Annotated in this window: 16 protein-coding genes; 9 read left to right on the top strand and 7 right to left on the bottom strand. The window is 32.4% G+C overall.

Going from position 1 to position 20,157, the window contains the following annotated elements; all coding sequences use genetic code 11:
* The first annotated feature begins 43 nt into the window (after nucleotides 1-43).
* The 7 genes from IM755_RS03670 to IM755_RS03640 all read left to right on the top strand — a co-directional run bounded on the left by IM755_RS03670 (nucleotide 44) and on the right by IM755_RS03640 (nucleotide 6,602).
* Nucleotides 44-1,195, top strand: coding sequence for a DNA polymerase III subunit (locus IM755_RS03670; RefSeq protein ID WP_026725406.1), 1,152 nt, complete (start codon nucleotides 44-46; stop codon nucleotides 1,193-1,195).
* A 2-nt stretch (nucleotides 1,196-1,197) separates the two neighbouring features.
* Nucleotides 1,198-1,587, top strand: a complete 390-nt coding sequence (locus IM755_RS03665) for a DoxX family membrane protein (RefSeq protein WP_026725407.1) — start codon at nucleotides 1,198-1,200, stop codon at nucleotides 1,585-1,587.
* A gap of 72 nt (nucleotides 1,588-1,659) precedes the next feature.
* Nucleotides 1,660-2,253, top strand: a complete 594-nt coding sequence (locus IM755_RS03660) for a TetR/AcrR family transcriptional regulator (protein WP_194093685.1) — start codon at nucleotides 1,660-1,662, stop codon at nucleotides 2,251-2,253.
* Between the two features lie 52 nt (nucleotides 2,254-2,305).
* Complete coding sequence (locus IM755_RS03655; RefSeq protein ID WP_194093683.1) at nucleotides 2,306-3,595, top strand: TolC family protein; 1,290 nt, start codon at nucleotides 2,306-2,308, stop codon at nucleotides 3,593-3,595.
* A 13-nt stretch (nucleotides 3,596-3,608) separates the two neighbouring features.
* A complete protein-coding gene (locus IM755_RS03650) occupies nucleotides 3,609-4,697 on the top strand; it encodes an efflux RND transporter periplasmic adaptor subunit (RefSeq protein WP_194093681.1) in 1,089 nt (362 codons plus the stop codon).
* A 3-nt stretch (nucleotides 4,698-4,700) separates the two neighbouring features.
* Nucleotides 4,701-5,924: an ABC transporter permease gene (locus IM755_RS03645; RefSeq protein ID WP_194093678.1), complete on the top strand. Its 1,224-nt coding sequence runs from the start codon at nucleotides 4,701-4,703 to the stop codon at nucleotides 5,922-5,924.
* Nucleotides 5,925-5,927: 3 nt separating this feature from the next.
* Nucleotides 5,928-6,602 (top strand): ABC transporter ATP-binding protein, encoded by a 675-nt coding sequence (locus IM755_RS03640; protein ID WP_166235468.1) that lies wholly within the window; start codon nucleotides 5,928-5,930, stop codon nucleotides 6,600-6,602.
* Here the strand turns inward: IM755_RS03640 and IM755_RS03635 are convergent.
* The 6 genes from IM755_RS03635 to IM755_RS03610 all read right to left on the bottom strand — a co-directional run bounded on the left by IM755_RS03635 (nucleotide 6,591) and on the right by IM755_RS03610 (nucleotide 16,355).
* Entirely contained in the window at nucleotides 6,591-8,867 is a 2,277-nt protein-coding gene (locus tag IM755_RS03635; RefSeq protein WP_194093676.1) for a helix-turn-helix domain-containing protein, read from the bottom strand. The two genes, IM755_RS03640 and IM755_RS03635, sit on opposite strands and share 12 nt — an antisense overlap.
* Before the next feature lie 77 nt (nucleotides 8,868-8,944).
* On the bottom strand, nucleotides 8,945-9,520 hold the full coding sequence (locus IM755_RS03630; RefSeq protein ID WP_194093674.1) for an OmpH family outer membrane protein: 576 nt from the start codon (nucleotides 9,518-9,520) through the stop codon (nucleotides 8,945-8,947).
* Between the two features lie 241 nt (nucleotides 9,521-9,761).
* Nucleotides 9,762-10,610 carry a class I SAM-dependent methyltransferase gene (locus tag IM755_RS03625; RefSeq protein ID WP_194093672.1) on the bottom strand — a complete coding sequence of 283 codons (849 nt, stop codon included), beginning with the start codon at nucleotides 10,608-10,610 and terminating at the stop codon, nucleotides 9,762-9,764.
* An 89-nt stretch (nucleotides 10,611-10,699) separates the two neighbouring features.
* A complete protein-coding gene (gene mnmG, locus IM755_RS03620) occupies nucleotides 10,700-12,571 on the bottom strand; it encodes a tRNA uridine-5-carboxymethylaminomethyl(34) synthesis enzyme MnmG (protein ID WP_194093670.1) in 1,872 nt (623 codons plus the stop codon).
* Nucleotides 12,572-12,628: 57 nt separating this feature from the next.
* Nucleotides 12,629-13,048, bottom strand: coding sequence for an rRNA maturation RNase YbeY (gene ybeY / locus IM755_RS03615; RefSeq protein ID WP_194093668.1), 420 nt, complete (start codon nucleotides 13,046-13,048; stop codon nucleotides 12,629-12,631).
* Nucleotides 13,041-16,355 (bottom strand): DUF4175 family protein, encoded by a 3,315-nt coding sequence (locus IM755_RS03610; protein ID WP_194093664.1) that lies wholly within the window; start codon nucleotides 16,353-16,355, stop codon nucleotides 13,041-13,043. The genes ybeY and IM755_RS03610 overlap by 8 nt, the downstream gene beginning before the upstream one ends.
* A gap of 175 nt (nucleotides 16,356-16,530) precedes the next feature.
* Between IM755_RS03610 and gltX the strand changes: the two genes are divergently transcribed.
* The gene (gltX, locus tag IM755_RS03605) at nucleotides 16,531-18,027 is read left to right on the top strand and encodes a glutamate--tRNA ligase (RefSeq protein ID WP_194093663.1); all 1,497 of its coding nucleotides are present in this window, start codon (nucleotides 16,531-16,533) and stop codon (nucleotides 18,025-18,027) included.
* Between the two features lie 34 nt (nucleotides 18,028-18,061).
* Here the strand turns inward: gltX and IM755_RS03600 are convergent, their stop codons facing one another.
* Nucleotides 18,062-18,709, bottom strand: coding sequence for a PorT family protein (locus tag IM755_RS03600; protein WP_194093662.1), 648 nt, complete (start codon nucleotides 18,707-18,709; stop codon nucleotides 18,062-18,064).
* A gap of 99 nt (nucleotides 18,710-18,808) precedes the next feature.
* Between IM755_RS03600 and IM755_RS03595 the strand changes: the two genes are divergently transcribed.
* Nucleotides 18,809-19,786, top strand: coding sequence for an SPFH domain-containing protein (locus tag IM755_RS03595; protein WP_394368296.1), 978 nt, complete (start codon nucleotides 18,809-18,811; stop codon nucleotides 19,784-19,786).
* Nucleotides 19,787-20,157: the final 371 nt, after the last annotated feature.

Raw genomic sequence — 20,157 nt, 5'->3', positions numbered from 1 at the left:
TTCTTTTCTACCAATTTTGGTAATTTTTGATTAGGTTTGTTCCATGCTTTTCAAAGATATTTTAGGACAGGAACATATTAAAAATCACTTAACTAAGAGTGCCGAAGCCGGAAGAATTCCGCACGCACAATTATTTGTTGGCCCTGAAGGTTGTGGAACACTTCCGATGGCGATTGCCTATGCGCAATATATTTTGTGTGGCAATGTAGGCGGAGAAAATGTAGGTGAAAACACCACTTGTAACCTAAAATTCGAACATTTTTCGCATCCCGATTTACACTTTGTTTTTCCTGTTGCTTCAACCGATAGCGTCAAAAGTCATGCCGTTAGTGATAATTTCATGGTCGAATGGCGCCAATTTTTAACTGAAAGTCCATATGGAAGTTTGTTTGATTGGTTGAAAAACCTCGGAATTCAAAACAAACAAGGTTTAATTGGTGTTGATGAAGCTACTGAAATCAACAAAAAATTAGCATTAAAAGCTTACGAAGGTGGATACAAGGTCATGATCATTTGGATGGCGGACAAGATGAATGGTTCGTCAGCAAATAAATTACTGAAATTATTAGAAGAACCGCCAGCTAAAACGGTTTTCATTTTAATTACCGAAAGCACCAGCGATATGTTACAAACTATTTTATCGCGCTGTCAAGTTATTGATTTTATTGGTTTGAGCGAAAGTGTAATTGCAGAAGCTTTGGTTTCACGTGAAAATTGTGAGCCAACAGTTGCAAAAAAAATCGCACATCAAAGCGAAGGAAATTATAACAAAGCGTTGCATATTTTACGAAAAGAAGACGATGAATTTCCGTTTGACGAATGGTTTGTAGAATGGGTGAGAAGTGCTTTTCGTGCCAAAGGAAATGCCGCCGCTATTAATGATTTAATCGCTTGGAGTGAAAACATTGCTTCTACTGGAAGAGAAACGCAAAAGCAATTTTTACACTATTGCATTCACTTTTTTAGACAAGCTTTATTGCTTAATTATCAAGCGAATGACTTGGTTTTCTTAGAGACAAAAGTACCTAAATTTGAATTGGAAAAATTTGCTCCGTTTGTAAATGGCGCCAATATTTCAGATATTTACAAAGAATTAGAAGATGCTATTTACCACATTGAAAGAAACGGAAATAGCAAAATCATCTTAACCGATTTATCTATAAAACTAACACGATTAATCCATAAAAACGCATAATTATGATACAAGTTGCTCCACTTTTAGTCTTAGCTTTTTTAGCCATCACTTTTTTACAATCTGGATATGATAAAATTAAAGATTGGAAAGGCAATGTAGAATGGTTAACCGGTCATTTTGCCAATACGATTTTAGCAAAACAAGTTCCGTTTGCTTTAGGAATTGTATTAGTTTTAGAAGTTGTTTCTGGAATTTTATGTGTTTCTGGAATTATCCAACACTTGGTGCAAGATGTAGTAATAAGAGGTTTAGGATTTTATGGTGCTATTTTATCTTGTATTACGTTACTTTTCCTTTTGTTCGGACAACGTTTAGCAAAAGATTACGATGGTGCAAGAACGATTGTAATTTACTTTATTCCAGCAGTTTTAGTGGTTTTTTGGTTGAACTAATTTAAAATTATTTGATTTTTTATTAGTTAGTAAATATTTGTATATCTTTGTAGTGTGAATATTCACTAACCTATGACAATTACAAACGAAATATCAAACAGACAACTTGAAATCATAGAGGTTTCAGGAAAAATACTTATTGAAAAAGGTATAAAAGGCTTAACTACAAAAACAGTGGCTTCAGAAATGAATTTTTCAGAAAGCGCTATTTATCGCCATTTCAAATCGAAAGAAGAAATTTTAGTTGCTTTACTATCGCTATTAAAACAAAACATGAACAAGCGATTAACGGCAGAAATTAAACCACAAAATACTGCAGCTGAAAATTTTAAAGCAGTCTTTACAAGTCAATTCAACTATTTTAAAAAGAATCCTCACTTTGTTGTTGCTGTTTTATCAGATGGTTTATTAGATGAATCTGAAGAAATTAAAACGATAATTCTTCAATTGATGCAAAACAAAATGCAATTGTTGGCCCAAATACTTGAACAAGGAAAAATAAGTAACGAATTCACCACAAAAATTTCAACCGAAGATTTATTACCCATTATACTCGGCTCTTTTCGTTTTCAAATGTTAAAATGGAAACTTTCGGGTTTTCAATACGATATTTCTATAGAAGGGAGCAAAATAATTGACAACTTATTAGCTTTAATTCAGAAATGAAAATGCGATGATAAAATTTGAAAACATTCATAAACAATCAAAAAGAAAATTCTTGATATACTTTTCAATCTTTTGTGGAATATCAAGTTTTTCCCAAGAAGAAAGAATTGTAAACTCTTTACCAGAAGTGTTACACCTTTCCAAAGAAAAGAATTATGCCTTGCAAAATGCAACATTGCAAACGAAATTAGCAAACTTAACAAAAAAAACAGCGATTGGAAATGTATTAAATCCAAGAATTCCAGCAACTGCTCAATCCCTGAATAATTTTGAACAACAGGTAAGTTTTTTACCTGGACCCATCTTTGGACTACCTGTAGGAACTTTTAAGGAAGTTACCATGGGACAACAATATACCAGCACCTTTTCGATACAACCTCAATTTGATATTTTAAATTTTGGAAGTATTGCCCAGATTAAAAGTGCAAAAATCAACGAACAATTAGTTGAAAATCAAAACAAACTCAACGAGCAAAACATTTATAATCAAATTAATGGTGTGTATTATAACTTGCTTTCGTTTGAAGCTCAGAAAAAAATTCTCTTAGAAAACATCAAAATTGCCGAAAGCTTAGTTTTAATCAACCAAAACAAGTTTAACGAAGGAATTACAAGAAAACAAGATGTAAATGAAGCAGAGGCTAATTTAATTGCGCTACAAGATAAATTATCGCAACTTATCTTAAATGAAAAGATACAAAAGCAAAGTTTAGCGCTTTTTTTTGAAAACGAGTTTGATTTAAAACTTACTGAACAGCTTTCAAATTATGAAAATAGAGATGAATTGGTTACAACCAACTCCACTTTTAAAAGCGAAAACTACAAGTTGCAATACCAAATGATGCAACAAGATTTAAAAATCGCTCGTTTGCAACAATTACCTGTTTTATCTTTTATTTCATCATTTAATTGGCAAAATCTAAGTAATGTAAACTATTTTGATGCGAATTCAAATTGGGTAAATTTCAACTATGTTGGTTTAAAAGTTACTTGGGATTTTCCAACGAATGTGCAAAAATTAACCGCCGTTTACAATAAGAAAATTCAATTGAATCAATTGAAAAACAATGCAGATCATGCCGAAAAAGAAAATGAATTTGCCAACAAACAACTAGAAATTGAATATGAAAAAGCGATTGAGCAATATAAAAATTTCAAAAAAATATATCTGCTAAAAAAAGACACTTTTGAAAAAAATTTCAATCAATATCAAGAACAAATTTTGCCATTAGACAAGCTTCTAATTTCGCAAAACGATTTGTTAATCAGTGAGATAAATATGGTAAATGCTTTGGCAAACATAGGATTCTCAAAAAATAAAATTGTGATAAACAACAACTAAAAATATTCTAAAAATGAAAAATAGTCTGTTTCTTTTACTAACACTTTCTACTTTGGTTTCGTGTGGAACAAAAGAAGAAGGAAAGCCTGTTGTACAAGACATTAAAGAATTAGTTTTTGCTTCGGGCGAATTAGAATGGGACAATTCTTATAATCTAACTGCTCAAACGGACGGGATTTTAGTAAATGCAACTTTTGATGTAGGGAATAAAGTAACTGAAAACCAAATTATTGCTTCAATTGACAATAAAACCAATGAAAACAATACCGCTTCAGCTAAAGATTTAGTGGTTATTTCCAAAGAAAACTTAACGGATAATGCTCCCGCTTTGCAACAATTACAACAAAATATAAAGTTTGCAGAAAGCAAATATCAGCAAGATAAAACGCAAGCCGAACGCTACAAAAGATTGTACGATTCGCAAAGTATTGCCAAAGTTGAATATGAAAACATGCAATTAGCTGCAGAAAATTCCTTATCACAATTGAATGCTTTGAAAAAACAATACCAACAAGTCTTACAGCAATCCAAACAAAATTACATCAACACTGAAAATCAATTGAAAAACAATCAAGTAGTTCTAGGATATAATAAATTGGTTGTTCCACAAAAAGGAACGATTATTAAAAAGCTAAAATTCTCAGGTGATTATGTAAAAAAAGGAGATGTTATTGCCGTAATCGCAGATGAAAATAAAGTGGAAGGCGTTTTAAATGTTGATGAAAATAGTATTGGGAAAGTAAAAATTGGTCAAACCGTTTTTGTGCAATTAAATACCAATAAAAACGAAGTGTATAATGCAAAAATCAGCGAAATATTAGCCGCTTTTGATGAGCAAACTCAATCGTTTATTTGTAAAGTAATTTTCGACAAACCTTTAAATACTTCGCTTTATGGAACGCAATTAGAAGCTAATATTTTAGTTGGCGAAAAGAAAAATGCGCTATTAATACCAAGAAACTTTTTGGGGTTTGGAAATAAAGTAATGGTAAAAGGAAAAGACGAAGCCGTTATCGTAAAAACAGGAATAGTTTCTACAGAATATGTAGAAATTTTAGACGGAATCACTAAAGAAGATGTTTTGTTGCCTTTAAAACCTTAAGCCATGAACATCAATACAGAAATAGCAAAAACGTATATTATTTCCAACAAAAAATTAACAGCTGTTGCAGCGGCCGGTGTGGTTTTAGGAATGTCTATTTATATTTTTATGAATAGCATGTTGGTTGGATTTGATAAGAGTTCGAGCGCCAGCATTTTTAAAACAACATCGCATATTCGAGTGTATAAAGATGATGAAATAAGTAAGGTTTTGGTTAAAAATTCCAATGAAAATTATTTGATTATTAACCCAAAAATTGTTCCTTCAAACAATACAATTATCAATCCGAAGTTAATTTCTGAAACCATTTTAAAACAGCCCGAAGTCACTGTGGTGACTCCTCAAGTGAGCGTTAATGTTTTTTACAATAACGGGAAATCACAAATCTCTGGATTAGCAATTGGCATCAAACCTGAAGAAGCAAATGTGATGTACAACATCAAATCGTTTATGGCTGAAGGTAATTTCGACTTATTAAAATCAAATCCAAACGGAATTATCATTGGAAGCGGAATTGCAGAAAAAATGAATGCAAAAATTGGCGATAATATCAATTTAACTTCCTCAAAAAGTGTCATCAAAACGTATAAAGTTGTTGGGATTTTTAAAACCAATAATTCAAAAGTTGATAAATCAAATTCCTATGTAAATTTAGCCAGTTCTCAACAATTATTGAAAGAAGGAGCGTCTTACATTACAGATATTAACGTAAATATTGTTGATCCAGAAAAAGCAAAAGCAATAGCTGAAAAAATTTCAAATATAACAGGTTATAAAGCAGAAGGTTGGAAAGAAGCCAACGAAACTTTTATGGCGGCCAACAAAATGCGAAAAATGATTATCACTTTTGTTTCTTTAACTATTTTGTTAGTCGCAGGTTTCGGAATTTATAATATTTTAAACATGACGGTTTCTCAAAAAATTAATGATATCGCTATTTTAAAAGCTATGGGTTTTAAAGGAAAAGATGTCATTAGAATATTCGTGACACAAGCGGTAACAATAGGAATCATGGGCGTTATAGGCGGAATGATTATGGCTACTGTTTTAATAACTTTCTTGAAAAAAGTATATGTTGGTGGTGATATTGGTTATTTTCCTATTGATTATGAACCGACAAAATATTTGCAAGGCGTTGTTATTGGTCTCGTAATTACTTTTTTCGCAGGTTATATTCCAGCTAAAAAAGCAGCACAAGTTGATCCTGTTACCATTTTTAGAAAATAAATTATGCGACAAACTATTCTAAAAACCGAAAATATAGATAAATATTTCTATGACCCTATTGAATTTCAAGTCTTGAAAAATATATCTTTTGAAGTTCAAAAAGGAGAATTTCTATCAATGGTTGGAAAATCGGGCAGTGGTAAATCTACGTTGTTGTATGTTTTATCAACTATGGATACAGAATACAAAGGAAATTTATTCATTGACAACGAATTAATGACGGGTTTATCAACTGATAAATTAGCGGCAATTCGAAATGAAAAAATTGGGTTTGTTTTTCAATTTCATTACTTACTTTCTGAATTTACGTGCTTAAAAAACGTAATGATTCCTGCGATTAAACTTGGGAAACTTTCCGAAAAAGAAATCGAAGAAAAAGCATACGAAAAACTCAAAATTCTTGGCTTAGAAGATCAAGCTTTAAAACCTGCCAACAAACTTTCGGGCGGGCAACAACAGCGTGTAGCAATTGCACGTGCATTGATAAACGACCCATTATTAATCATGGGTGACGAACCTACTGGAAATTTAGACAGTAAAAACACCAACATTGTTTTTGATATTTTTCAGGAATTAACTCAAAACTATGGCCAAACCATCATTGCTGTAACACACGATGATGATTTTGCAAAAAAAAGCGACCGAATTATAGAAATGAAAGATGGTTTAATTGTTTAAACTCGCTTTATACAATCGCAACTCATCCCAAGAGAATTGATCGCCGTGGATTTCTTTTAATTCGCCTAAGCTTTCGCCTTTAAAATCTTTGAAAGCAGCTCTTAAATCTGAAATTTTATCTTCCGGTAAAATATCGGAAAGTTGCACGATTTCCATTTGAATTAGCTTGGCAAAATGGTTGTAAATCGTTTGTGGTGTTAACTTTCGGTGTTTTGCAATTTCATAAATCGATAAATTTTGTTTCCACAATTCCAAGGTATCCTCGTAAGTAGATTTTTTTGGTTCTTTTGTTTTTTTCTTTTTGGTATCGGTGTAATATGAAACGTCTTCATCGTCTTCTACTAAAGCAGCGTGCGAAGTTCTAAAGCGTTCAGCAATAATGACTAACTTATTGATTTTGTAAGTACTCATGTCTTCCGAAATTAAATTTTTCTTCGAAATTTCTTTTCCTTCGACAATGATATTGGTTAATAATTTTGCTTTTTTGAGTTGTAAAATCGCTTTGATTTGAAGCTCTTCTAAAACCAATAATTCATCATAAAACGTTTTTACTTTTTTGATGCGTTTGACTTCTTCAATCTTCAATAACAATTCTTCTGCAACCAAATCTAATGTTCTGAAAAAGTACTGATAAGCGGCATCGCATCTTTCTTTTACGAAATCTACATTAAGATTTTCATCGGAAAAAATTTTATGCAATTGCGACATAAATTTCCCTGAAGGTTCGAGAATTTCTGCAATTTTATCGTGTTGGGTTTTTGCCCAATCGTTATGCTTTGTTTTTGGTGATTTTGGTGCTTCGGAATTATAACTGAACAAATGATTGCGCCATTCTTGTCCTAATTCTTTGAAATCAAATGAATTAAGCAAAGTATTCAACCAAAAAATTAAGGTTTCTTTAGCTAACGAATGTTGCAAAATTTCTTCAGAAGCTTTGTTTTCGGCATAACTGAGTACTTGTTCATCACTCGAAATGCCATTCATTCGCAACGGAGAAAGCAAAATAAGCCCATTTAACGAACGCAAACGCGATAAAGCCACATACGCCTGTCCAGGCGCAAAAACTTGCGATACATCGAGCACTGCTTTGTCAAAAGTTAAGCCTTGACTTTTATGCACGGTAATTGCCCAAGCCAATTTGATAGGGTAGTGGACAAACGTTCCGATGACTTCTTCTTCGATTTCTTTGGTGTTTTCGTTGACTTTGTAGCGAATATTCTGCCATTCGTAGCGTTCTACTTCAATGGTTTTGTTTTCTTCAGGAAAATGAACAAAAATTTCCTTTTCGGTTAACGAACTGATTACGCCCATTTTACCATTGAAGAATTGCTTTTCGAAATTCAAATCGTTTTTAATAAACATGACTTGCGCTCCGACTTTCAACTGCAATTGTTCTTCTAATGGATAGATTTTTTCAGGAAAATCTCCAGTAATTTCAGGTAAATAGGTGAATTGTTTTCCTTCTAAATCCTTTAAAGACTGAGCATTTATGGTGTCGGCTTTGGCATTATGCGTAGTTAAAATAATAAATCCTTTTTTTTTCTTCAGATCAAAATCAGGTTGTATGAATTGATTTAGCAGTTGCACATCTTCCGAAGTGATTTTATTATGTCGTAAATTATTCAAAACATCAATAAATTCGGTATCAGTTTGACGAAAAATTTTGTCTAACTCAATGTATAAAGGCGGAAATTGCTGAATTACGTGCGAATGAAAAAAGAACATGCCTCGATAATAATTCTTTAGCATTTCCCATTCTTCATTTTTTACCACGGGCGGTAATTGTAATAAATCTCCTATAAATAAAACTTGAACACCACCGAAAGGTCTTTCGTTTTTGCGTACTTTTCGCATCATAAAATCCATAGCATCTAATACATCAGCTCGCAACATAGAAACTTCATCAATAACCAACAATTCCATATTTCGAATTACGGAACGTTTCACGTTATTCATCTTGAAATGACGACCTAACGAATCGCGATTTTCGAATTTTACAGTATCTGAAAAGTGTGGAAATTGCTTATTATCAGGAATAAATGCGGCAAAAGGTAACTGAAACATAGAGTGAATCGTAACACCGTTTGCGTTCAATGCGGCAATTCCTGTGGGTGCTACAACTACTGTGTTTTTGTGTGTTGTGGCAATAATTCCTTTTAATAGCGTAGTTTTTCCGGTTCCTGCTTTTCCGGTAAGGAAGATGGATTTATTGGTTTGATTAATAAATCGAAGGGTATAAGTGGCTGCGGCTGATACTTGTTCCATGTGGCGTAAAATTTTAAAAAACAAATATATAGAAACGGATGGAAATAAAAAAGTCCTGATTTCTCAGGACTTTCAAATTATTTTTTCTCTTCTTCTTTAGTAGCTACTTTATCGTCTTTCTTAGTCGCTTTATAAGTATCATTAAGCTCTTTCAAAACTTCTTTAGTAATATCATAACCATCTTTAGCGTAAAGAACTGTTGCAGCATCACCAGTACCGTAGATATAATCATATCCTTTTTTCTTTCCGTAATCTTTGATAAATTTCTTTACTTCACTAATTAAAGTATCTTTTAAAACCGCTCCTTCTTGTTGTAATTGTTGAATTAATGCATTTTGTTCAACTCCTAATTGTTGCTCTCTTTGTTGTAAAGAAGCTCCCATTTGTTGTGCCCATTGTGGTCCTTTTACTTGCGCATTTTGACGGAAATTTTGAGCATCAGCTTGAAAAGCTCTAACTTTTGCTTCTAACGGACGACCTAATTCCTCAGATTTTACTTTGAATTTATCATCTTCATCTTTGAATTTATCGTATTTCTCAATTAACTCAGCAGTATCTATATATGCAGTTTTAAAATCTTTTGAACTTGTTTCTGTTTTGTTACATGCTAAAACGCTTAATGCAACACCTAAAATCAATACTAATTTTTTCATGGTTGTATATTGGTAATTAATAATTTTTCGTAAAAGTAATAATAAGTTATAAAGTAACAAATTTGTTGCTTTTTTATTTATATTTCAATTATAAGAATTTCTTATGTAATTTTTTAAAAATGATAGATTCAAGCTATTAAAAGTGACTTTTATAATTTAATTTAGACAAATCATCTAAAAAAAGACAATAAATTACATCAAATTAAACAAAAAAGTGTCTAAAATCGCTTTAAAATGATTTTTACTTGTTTTTTAGCACATAAATATGCGATGAAAACTCTTTTTTGAAGAAACCGGACACATTTGATATCAAACCGATAAAAAATCCTGTAATGAAATTCATTTTACCTGATCTATATTTTTCTGATAAAAGTGACACATAAAAACTATCAAACCACATTGGTTTAATATCTTCAAGATTCATATTTTGTTTATCGAATAATTTTTCGATTGCTGTTTTTGAGAAATGCCACAAATGTCTTGGCACATCATAAGCTGCCCAAAATTCTTTGTAATATTTCGCATCGTACGATTTGAAATTTGGAACAGCGATAATAATTGTCCCTGAAGGTTTCAACAAACGTTTCAATTCTGCAACTTGATGTTCGACATCTGGAACGTGTTCTAAAACGTGCCACATGGTAATTACATCAAACGAATTACTTTCTAACTTTTCAATCGTATCACCAAATTTAATTCCTTTTCCAACAGCAATTCCTTTTGCTTTATCATTAGGCTCAATTCCTAAGATTTCCCAATTCTGATTTTTACATTCCAAAAGGAAATCTCCAGTTCCAGCACCAATATCTAAAATTCTTCCTTTCAAAGGTTGGTGCGAATTAATCAAACTAACTTTATCGCGAATCGCTTTTCTTTTGATGAAGTGATACATTTTTTCAAATAACGTACGTTTTCCATCGGTGTGAGAAATATAATCTTCAAATTCGTAATACGAACCTAATTTATCTAACGTAGGTTGAGGATGCGTTTTTAAGATTTGATATTCCTCATTTAACAACAAGGAAAAAGATTCTCCAGAAACTGAAAAATCTTTAACGGTAATAAAACTTTTATCTTCTAAAAAATTCATTTATTTTATTTTTATGCGAAAGGCTTATTTTAATAGGTTTGACGGCGTTGTTTCACGTGAAACATTTTTACTGAACACTGAACACTTTCTTATCTTCCCATATATATTAACAACACCGAAATATCACTTGGCGAAACTCCGCTAATACGAGAAGCTTGTGCGATAGTTCGTGGTCGTATTTTATTTAATTTTTGTTTGGCTTCAATTGAAATAGATTGGATTTTATCGAAATTAAAATTTTCCGGAATTATCATGTCTTCTAAACGAGTCAATTTATCTGCGTTATTTTTTTCCTTTTCAATATAACCTGAATATTTGACTTGAATTTCGGCTTGCTCCACGACTTCTTGATCTAAATCATGTTCTTCGATATAAGCAGCCACTTTTTTGAATTTTCTAAAATCTTCCAAATCCAATTGCGGACGAGAGAAAACTTTAAACATTTTATCAGGCTGACTCATCGGAGCCGAACCTTTAGCTTCCAAGATTGGATTTGCTTCTTCAGGTTTAAGACTTGTTTCTCTAAAGAAATTAACCATCGCTTCCGATTGTGAGAATTTTTGTTCCATTCGAATCAAACGCTCTTCTTTAGCTAAACCAATTTCAAATGCTTTAGGTGTTAATCTAAAATCAGCATTATCTTGACGCAATAACGTTCTGTATTCAGCACGAGAAGTAAACATACGATAAGGCTCTTCTGTACCTTTTGTTATTAAGTCGTCAATTAAAACTCCGATATATGCTTCATCTCTTTTTAAGATAAATGGTTCTCTATTCTGAACTTTTAATGCTGCATTTATTCCAGCCATCAAACCTTGTGATGCTGCTTCTTCGTAACCAGTAGTTCCATTAATTTGTCCGGCAAAATACAACCCTTCAACCAACTTGGTTTCTAAAGTGTGTTGCAATTGCGTAGGAGGGAAGTAATCATATTCAATAGCATAACCAGGACGGAAAAATTTCACGTTCTCAAATCCGGCAACAGAACGTAATGCTTTGAATTGAATATCTTCTGGTAACGAAGTTGAAAATCCGTTGATATAATATTCGCAAGTTGTCCAACCTTCTGGTTCAACAAATAATTGATGACGTTCTTTATCTGCAAAACGATTAATTTTATCTTCAATCGACGGACAATATCTCGGACCTAAACTTTTAATTCTTCCGTTGAACATTGGACTTCTATCAAAACCTTCACGTAAAATATCATGCACTTCTAATGAAGTATACGACATCCAACAAGAACGCTGTGTTTTTAATGGAGCGGTCAAATTAGAATACGAGAATTTTTCTGGAACTTCATCACCAGGTTGTTCTACCATTTTAGAAAAATCTAATGAACGACCATCCACACGAGGAGGCGTTCCAGTTTTCATTCTTCCTGATTCGAAACCTAATTTTACTAAATCTTCTGTGATTCCAAAAGAAGCACTTTCTCCTGCACGACCACCACCGAATTGTTTGTCGCCAATATGAATCAATCCATTCAAAAAAGTTCCGTTTGTCAACACAACAGTCTTTGCTTTGATTTCCACTCCAAGAGAAGTTTTCACTCCGACAATCTTTCCATTCTCAGCTAAAATTCCAGAAACCATTTCTTGGTAAAAATCCAAGTTCGGAGTATTCTCCAACATCGATCTCCATTCATCCGAAAAACGCATTCTGTCCGATTGCACTCTTGGCGACCACATGGCAGGTCCTTTTGATTTATTCAACATCTTGAATTGGATTGCGGTCTTGTCTGAAACAATTCCAGAGTATCCACCCAAAGCATCAATCTCACGCACGATTTGTCCTTTTGCAATTCCTCCCATAGCAGGATTACACGACATCTGCGCAATGTTTTGAAGATTCATTGTTACCAAAAGAGTAGAGCACCCCATGTTGGCAGCAGCAGCAGCAGCTTCACAACCGGCGTGACCAGCACCCACAACAATTACATCATATTGATTTAAAAACATCTTCTATAAAATATTATGTTCCACGTGAAACATTTAAAAAAATTCTAGTTTATAAGCTTAATGTTCCACGTGAAACATTTGCATTTTTTCTTCTTCTTTCGAACGCATCAAAGCTTCGTCTTCAGGAGACTTATCTTTGTATCCACAATAGTGTAAAACACCATGTGATAATACTCGTTTTAATTCTTCTTCAAAAGAAACGTTAAAATCATTAGCGTTATCCTTTACTCGCTCAATAGAAACAAAAATATCACCTTGTATTAAATTTCCTACTGTGTAATCGAAGCTAATAATATCCGTTAAAGTATCGTGATCTAGATACTCAACATTTATTTTATGTAGGTATTCGTCATCACAAAAGATATAATTTATTTCACCTTCATCAAATCCTTCGGATTCAATAATGCGAGAAATCCAATCTTCATATAGTGCTTCGTTTTCTAGTTCGAAATCTGTTTCGTAATTAAAACTAATCATTGCCTTTAAAATAGTTTTGAACCTTCTGGTTAAAATTGGGTTGCAAAGGTAAGCTTTGTCTGTTTAATATTTCAACACTATTCAGATAATCTTTTAATTCCTTAGAAAGGGGAGTAGTGGAACCATTATAATTCTTATCATTCGTTTTTGACTGACGCTTGGTGTCTACTCCTTGTTGCTGAATGGCTTTTTCTAATTTTAAAAGCTCGTGTTTTAAATTCAACATCTTTTGCAACGTCTCATTTTTGAATCCTTTATTGATTAATTGCTTTTCGATATCCTTCATTTGATTCAAAGCGTTCTGACCTTGACCCGTCATACCTTCTTTTTCTAATGCTTTTTGAAGTGCATCACGAAGTTGTTGTTGTTCTTTTAAAATTTCCAAAACTTTACCGGCATTACCTTCAGAACCATTCTCACCTTCTTCACCATTCTCACCCGATTGCCCTTTTTGTTTTCCTTGACCAGATTTTTCTCCCGGTTTATCACCTGGCTTTTCACCTGGTTTCATTCCCTCTTTCATTTTTTCACCCAAACCTTCTTGCTGTTTGATGATATCTGGAAGTTGCATTCCTTTACCACCTCCAGGTTTTGGTTTTCCTTTTCCAGAACCTTGACCTTGCATTTCCATATTCATTTCACTTTGCACATTACTCAAATAATCGGCTAAACGGTTAGCTGAAGTTAAAACGTATTGCTGGTGCGAAGCTCCTTTTTGAATGTTATTATCTGCTAAAGTTTCTAAAGTCTTATCTAAGTTGTAATGGATTTCACCGACTTCATTCAAAATCGTTTCAGTAATTTTTGGATTACGTAAGGCAACCGCGAACAAACTATCATCCACATGTTTGAATTGTAATTTCAAATCTTGTTGCTTTTTTAAAACTTTGTTCAATTGCAAAGAACGTGTTTGTGTTGTATTCGTAGTCTTAATTAAAGTCTCTTCGTCAAATGAAAATGCTAATAAATTATCAAGAATCTGACGTAACAATTTAGCATCTTCTTGCATTTGTTCCATGTCACCTAACTGCATAGATTGGGTCATTTTCTGACTCATCTGTTTCATTTTAGCGGCTGCTGATTTTTGCTTTGGTTTTGCTTTCTGTTGGTTTTGCTTTTGTAATTCCTCAGAAGCTTTTTCCATATCTTTCTTCACATCTTCTTGTTCGTTCTTATCATTGGGAATGTCCATTGGAGCTTTCAATTCTTTATTCTCCTTGTCCAAATCTTGAAGCTCTTTTTGAATGTTTTCAAATTCTTTATTAATCGCATCCTGATTTTCCTTTGAATTTTCTTTAGCATCATTAGCTAATTTATCTTCCTTCTCAGCAAGCTTGTCTAATTTATCTGCAATTTGTTCGGCTTTTTGTTCTACATAAAACCGTTTCGTCAATTCGACTAATTGCTCTAAATTTTGTTGTTGGTTTTTAGCATTCTGTTTTAACTTATCAGCTTTGTCAAACAATTTATCTTTCTCTAATTTCTTAGAAAGTTCTTCTAATTCTTTTAAAAGTTTTTCGTTTTTCTCTGCTTGTTTTTCTGCTTCTTCTAGACGACGTAATAATTCTTCTTTGTCTTTATCTTGTGATTTCGGATTGAACTCTTCCAAATTCTCGGTTAACTTTTTAGTGAATTCTTTCATCATTTCGTCTTGTTGTTTTTGACGATTGATAAAATCTTCCACTTTCTTTTGATCTTTGAAATCTAATGTCGATTTCTCTTTATTCATTTTTTGGAGTTTGTCCAATTCTGAAATTTGCTTCTCTTGATTTTGAATCGATTTTTCTAAACTATTGATGTTTTCATTCTGCTCTTGCAGTTGTTTATCTTCTTTTTGCTCTTCTGTAAGCTCATAATGAAGAAAAACTGAGGATTTTGTGCTTTTATAATTATTAACTACATCATTATCAAACACTTCAAAGTAATATTCGTAATTTACACCTTCTTCAATTGCTAAACCATTAGGAAATGAATAAATAAATTGGTCAACGGCTTGTTTATTGATAGCTAAATTCGCTTTTCGAACAGCGTTTGGGTTTCCTTTCGGATAAAAAACAACTTGTAACTTCGATAAACCATGATCATCGGCAACTTGCCCAATCATCATTTTGGATTTTAACTTTAATGAATCAGGCGCAATTTGAACTGAAATTGTTGGATATTGATCTTTAATCGTTGCGATTTGATACGACAATTTTTCAAACTCGTTGATGTTTCTATTCGATGTAATTACTTCGTAACTCAAATTATCTGTGATTCTTCTTGAAAGCGAAAAGTTATTTTCTTTATTAGCAAAAACACTTACTTGGTTATTCGATTTGAAACTAACCTTATCGGTTGCCAAAGCGTTAATTCTCCAATTAACAACTGTTCCTTCAGGAACTACAGCATTTCCAGTTCCTTGAATGATTTCTGATTTCTTTCCCAAGTAAGATGGATATTGCAACACCATTTCAAAGTTGGCAATCGTAGGAACATCCACAACATTAATCTGATATTCTTTCGAATTTAATCCATTAGCTAGAAGTGAAAAAGTAACATCTTTCGATAATTTTGAAAATGTATATTCGAAAACTCCTGGTTTTGTGCTTTGTAGAAAATATTCTTCATCACCAATTTGAATCGCTACATTTTCAGGCAATACTTTTCCTTGTGTTTTCACTTGAAGTACAAAATCGGAATTCTGTTGTGCGGTTAACGATTTATTCAACACCACAAATTCAAACGGAGCTGGTGGAGCGAATTTCGTTTCATAATTCACAACTCGAGTAAAACTTTTCGATATGATTTCAAAATTTCCGGTAACGAAAAACAGTATCAATAATAGAATTGGGATAATCGCATAAGGCAAAAACTTCTTATTCTTAGCAAAATTCACCGCATTCGAAAACGGAATTGGTTGTAACGAAGCTGCTTTTTGTTCGATAGAAGCTGCTAATAATTCCGAAGTTTGACTTTGATTTGCTAATTGCAAAAAGTTCAACAATTTATCTTGTACTTCCGAAAAATGATTTCCGATGATTTCTGAGGCTTGTTTGTAATTAATTCCTTGTTGCAATTTGAATAATTTAAACAATGGAAATGCGATAAATCGAATAAATAAAAACGATTCCACACCAACAAACAACCAAAACAAAATAGTTCTTCCAGATGTTGATAACCATAAAAAGTATTCAATCAATAAAGTAAAAATGAAATACAACAAGCCCAATCCGATGAAAAGAATGACTCCTTTTATCAGTTCATTGGTGTAAAACTTCTTGATAAACTCTTCAAGCTTATCGAAAATAATGCTTTTTGCTTCCAAAATTGTTGATATACTGTTTATAACCGATAAAAATACAACATCTTCCTAGAATTGTCAATAGGTTTTTAGTGAAACTTAACATTTGTAGCTTTGGATTGTTAATAACCTAATGATTTTCTAAAATCTAAATTCTTACTTCTAAATTGGAATCGTATCTTTGCAAAAATTTAATGAAATGTCAGTAAGAGTAAGATTTGCACCTAGTCCAACAGGACCTTTGCATATTGGTGGTGTTCGTACCGCTTTATTCAATTATTTATTTGCCAAAAAACATGGTGGTACTTTCTATTTACGAATTGAAGATACCGATCAAACGCGTTTTGTTCCAGGAGCAGAAGCTTATATTTTTGAAGCTTTAGAATGGTTAGGAATTGCACCTGATGAAACTGTAGGAAAGAATGAAAAATTTGGACCATATCGTCAAAGCGAACGTAAAGCGATGTACCAACAATATGCGGATCAATTGATAAATTCAGGTTGGGCATATTATGCTTTTGATACGGCTGAAAGTTTAGATGCGATGCGTAAAGAAGCTGAAACGAATGGGAAAACGTTTATTTACAATCATTCGGTAAGAGAACAATTGGATAACTCGTTGACGGTTTCACGTGAAAAAGTAGCAGAACGAATTGCTGCTGGCGAACATTATGTAATCCGTTTTAAAACACCTGTGAATGAAATTTTAGAATTGAAAGACATCATTCGTGGTGATATTAAGTTTGATACGAATTTGTTAGACGATAAAGTATTATTCAAATCGGACGGAATGCCAACCTATCATTTAGCGAATATTGTAGATGATCATTTGATGGAAACTTCTCATGTAATTCGTGGTGAAGAATGGTTACCAAGTTTGCCTTTACATCATTTATTATACAAAGCCTTTGGTTGGAATGCTCCAGAATTTGCGCATTTACCATTGATTTTAAAACCAATTGGAAATGGAAAATTATCAAAACGTGATGGCGATAAAATGGGATTCCCAGTATTTCCTTTGGAATGGAAAACAGAAGAAGGAATTTCATCTGGTTACAGAGAAAACGGATTTTTCCCAGAAGCGGTTATCAACTTTTTAGCGTTATTAGGCTGGAATGATGGAACCGAACAAGAGATTTTCTCGTTAGAAGAATTGGTTGAAAAATTTGATTTAAACCGAATTCACAAAGCAGGAGCAAAGTTTGACCCAGAGAAAAACAAATGGTTCAATCATCAGTATTTAATAGGGAAAAGTGATAAGGCATTAGCGATAAGTTTTGCTGCAGAATTAGAAAAAAGAGGTGTTTCAACAACATTGGATTTAGAAAGAGTTGTTTCTTTAATTAAAGAAAGAGCGCATTTCGTAAACGAATTTTGGGATTTAGCCGATTATTTCTTTGAGGCTCCAACTTCTTATGACGAAAAAGCAGCTAAAAACTGGAAAGAAGAAACACCAGGATTAATGCAACAAGTGATTTCGGAATTAGAAAAGATTGAAGATTTTACTTCCGTTAACATCGAAACCTTATTAAAAGAATGGATGACAGCTAACGAAATTGGAATGGGGAAAGTAATGCAACCGCTACGATTAAGTTTAGTAGGAGCTTTAAAAGGACCACATTTATTCGACATTATTGAAATGATAGGAAAAGAAGAAACAGTGAAGAGAATAGAAAAAGCAATAGCTAGTTTATAAAAAAGAAACCCTCTGAAATTCAGAGGGTTTTTTTTTAAAGATATATCGTAATCTGACCACTAATTAAACCAATATTTCCTTTCATTTTTTCGCCTAGTAGTTCAATCTTATCATTGTTGTTTAGATTTCCAAAGAAATTCGTTAAACCATATTGGTAACCAATTCTTGCTCTTACGTTTTTGATTCCGCCATTAATACCAACATAAATATTTGCATTAAACTTTGAAACATCTAAAATATCTTTAGCAAGTAAGGTAGGTTGGTCTAACAAAATGTTATTTTCATCTGAATCATCAATAGTTAACTTACCATTTACTTGTAAAACGGGACCAAATTCTAAATTCAAATGATCGGGAATTGCCACATAACTTGGTACAATATAAATTTGAACGGCAGACATTTTGAAACTAGTTTGTGTTTGTAATAATCCTTTTTGTGTTGGAATCGAAAAATTACTATCGGTAAAAAACATACCAAAACTCATTTGCCAATTGTTGTAATAATTTCCTCTAACACTTAAACCTCCGATCCATCCACTTTCTGGTGTTACGGTAAAATTATCGGTAAAAATATTTAATTGGGTTAAACCCCCACCTATTCCAATTCGATTACTGTCTTTGTTACCACGTTGCGCAAGTGCAACTGTTGAAATCATAAGAAATATGAAAGCTAATTTCTTCATTTGTAAAAATTTAAGCGCCAAAAGTAAACTTAAAAATTGGTTTTTTGTAACTTTTTACTTTAAAAAGCGTATAATCATTATAACTAAAACTATAAAATTATGGAGTTTATCATGTTTCCAATTATTTTCGTTGGATTAATTGTACTTTTTTCTTCTTTCTTTACTGTGAAACAGCAAACTGTTGTTGTTGTGGAACGTTTTGGAAAATTTCTTAGCTTGAGAAATTCAGGTTTACATTTAAAAATTCCGGTTGTGGATAGAATTGCTGGAAGAGTTAATTTAAGAATTCAACAATTAGATGTTATCATCGAAACCAAAACGAAAGATAACGTATTCGTTAAAATGAAAGTTTCGGTACAGTTCAAAGTGTTACAAGAAAAAACATACGAAGCTTTTTATAAATTAGAATATCCACACGATCAAATTACGTCTTATGTATTTGACGTAGTGCGTGCTGAAGTTCCAAAATTAAAATTAGACGACGTTTTCGAAAGAAAAGATGATATCGCAGTAGCAGTAAAACGTGAGTTAAACGAGGCGATGACAACTTATGGTTATGACATCATCAATACGTTAATTACTGATATTGATCCAGATATTCAAGTTAAAAATGCGATGAACCGTATCAATGCGGCTGACCGTGAAAAAACAGCTGCAGAATACGAAGCAGAAGCTGGAAGAATTAGAATTGTTGCTAAAGCTAAAGCAGAAGCAGAAAGTAAAAGACTTCAAGGTCAAGGTATTGCTGACCAAAGAAGAGAAATTGCTCGTGGTTTAGTAGAATCAGTAGATGTGTTGAACAAAGTGGGAATCAATTCTCAAGAAGCTTCCGCTTTAATTGTTGTAACACAACATTACGATACTTTACAAGCAATTGGTGCTGATGCAAATAGTAATTTAATTTTATTACCAAATTCACCTCAAGCGGGAAGTGATATGTTGAACAACATGGTAGCGAGTTTTACAGCAAGTAACCAAGTAGGTGAAGCAATGAAAAATGCACACAAAACCAAAAAGGTAAATAAGAAAGATGCTTCAAACGAAAATTTCGGAATTGAAAATTCAGAAGAAGTATAATAGAATTATCAAAATTAATTTTAGAACCATCAATTTTTAATTGGTGGTTTTTTTATAACCAAATGTTAGAAATTTATAATTTTAGTGATAATTTTTTAAAATCCGCTCCAAGAAAAGAAAATTAGAGAAAAACTACCTCGATTTTAAGCGAAAATTAAAATAAAGCGATTTCTGACACTTTCAATACTAAAGATGTAAAAACACTTTAGCTAAAAAAGTTTTTTTCTTACAATTAATTTATGAAAGTCACTTTTTTAAGTTTTTAATTATTAAAAATTTTATTTCAATAGTTTTTATTAATGATAATAAAAACAGATTAAAAAATTAAAAATAATTAGTAATACTTATTTTATTCAAATTAAAATAAAAAA

The organism is Flavobacterium proteolyticum, from assembly GCF_015223105.1.
GTDB classification, from domain to species: Bacteria; Bacteroidota; Bacteroidia; order Flavobacteriales; family Flavobacteriaceae; genus Flavobacterium; species Flavobacterium proteolyticum.
Note: the sequence above shows the minus strand (reverse complement) of the source record. Positions and strands in the feature narration are given on the sequence as shown.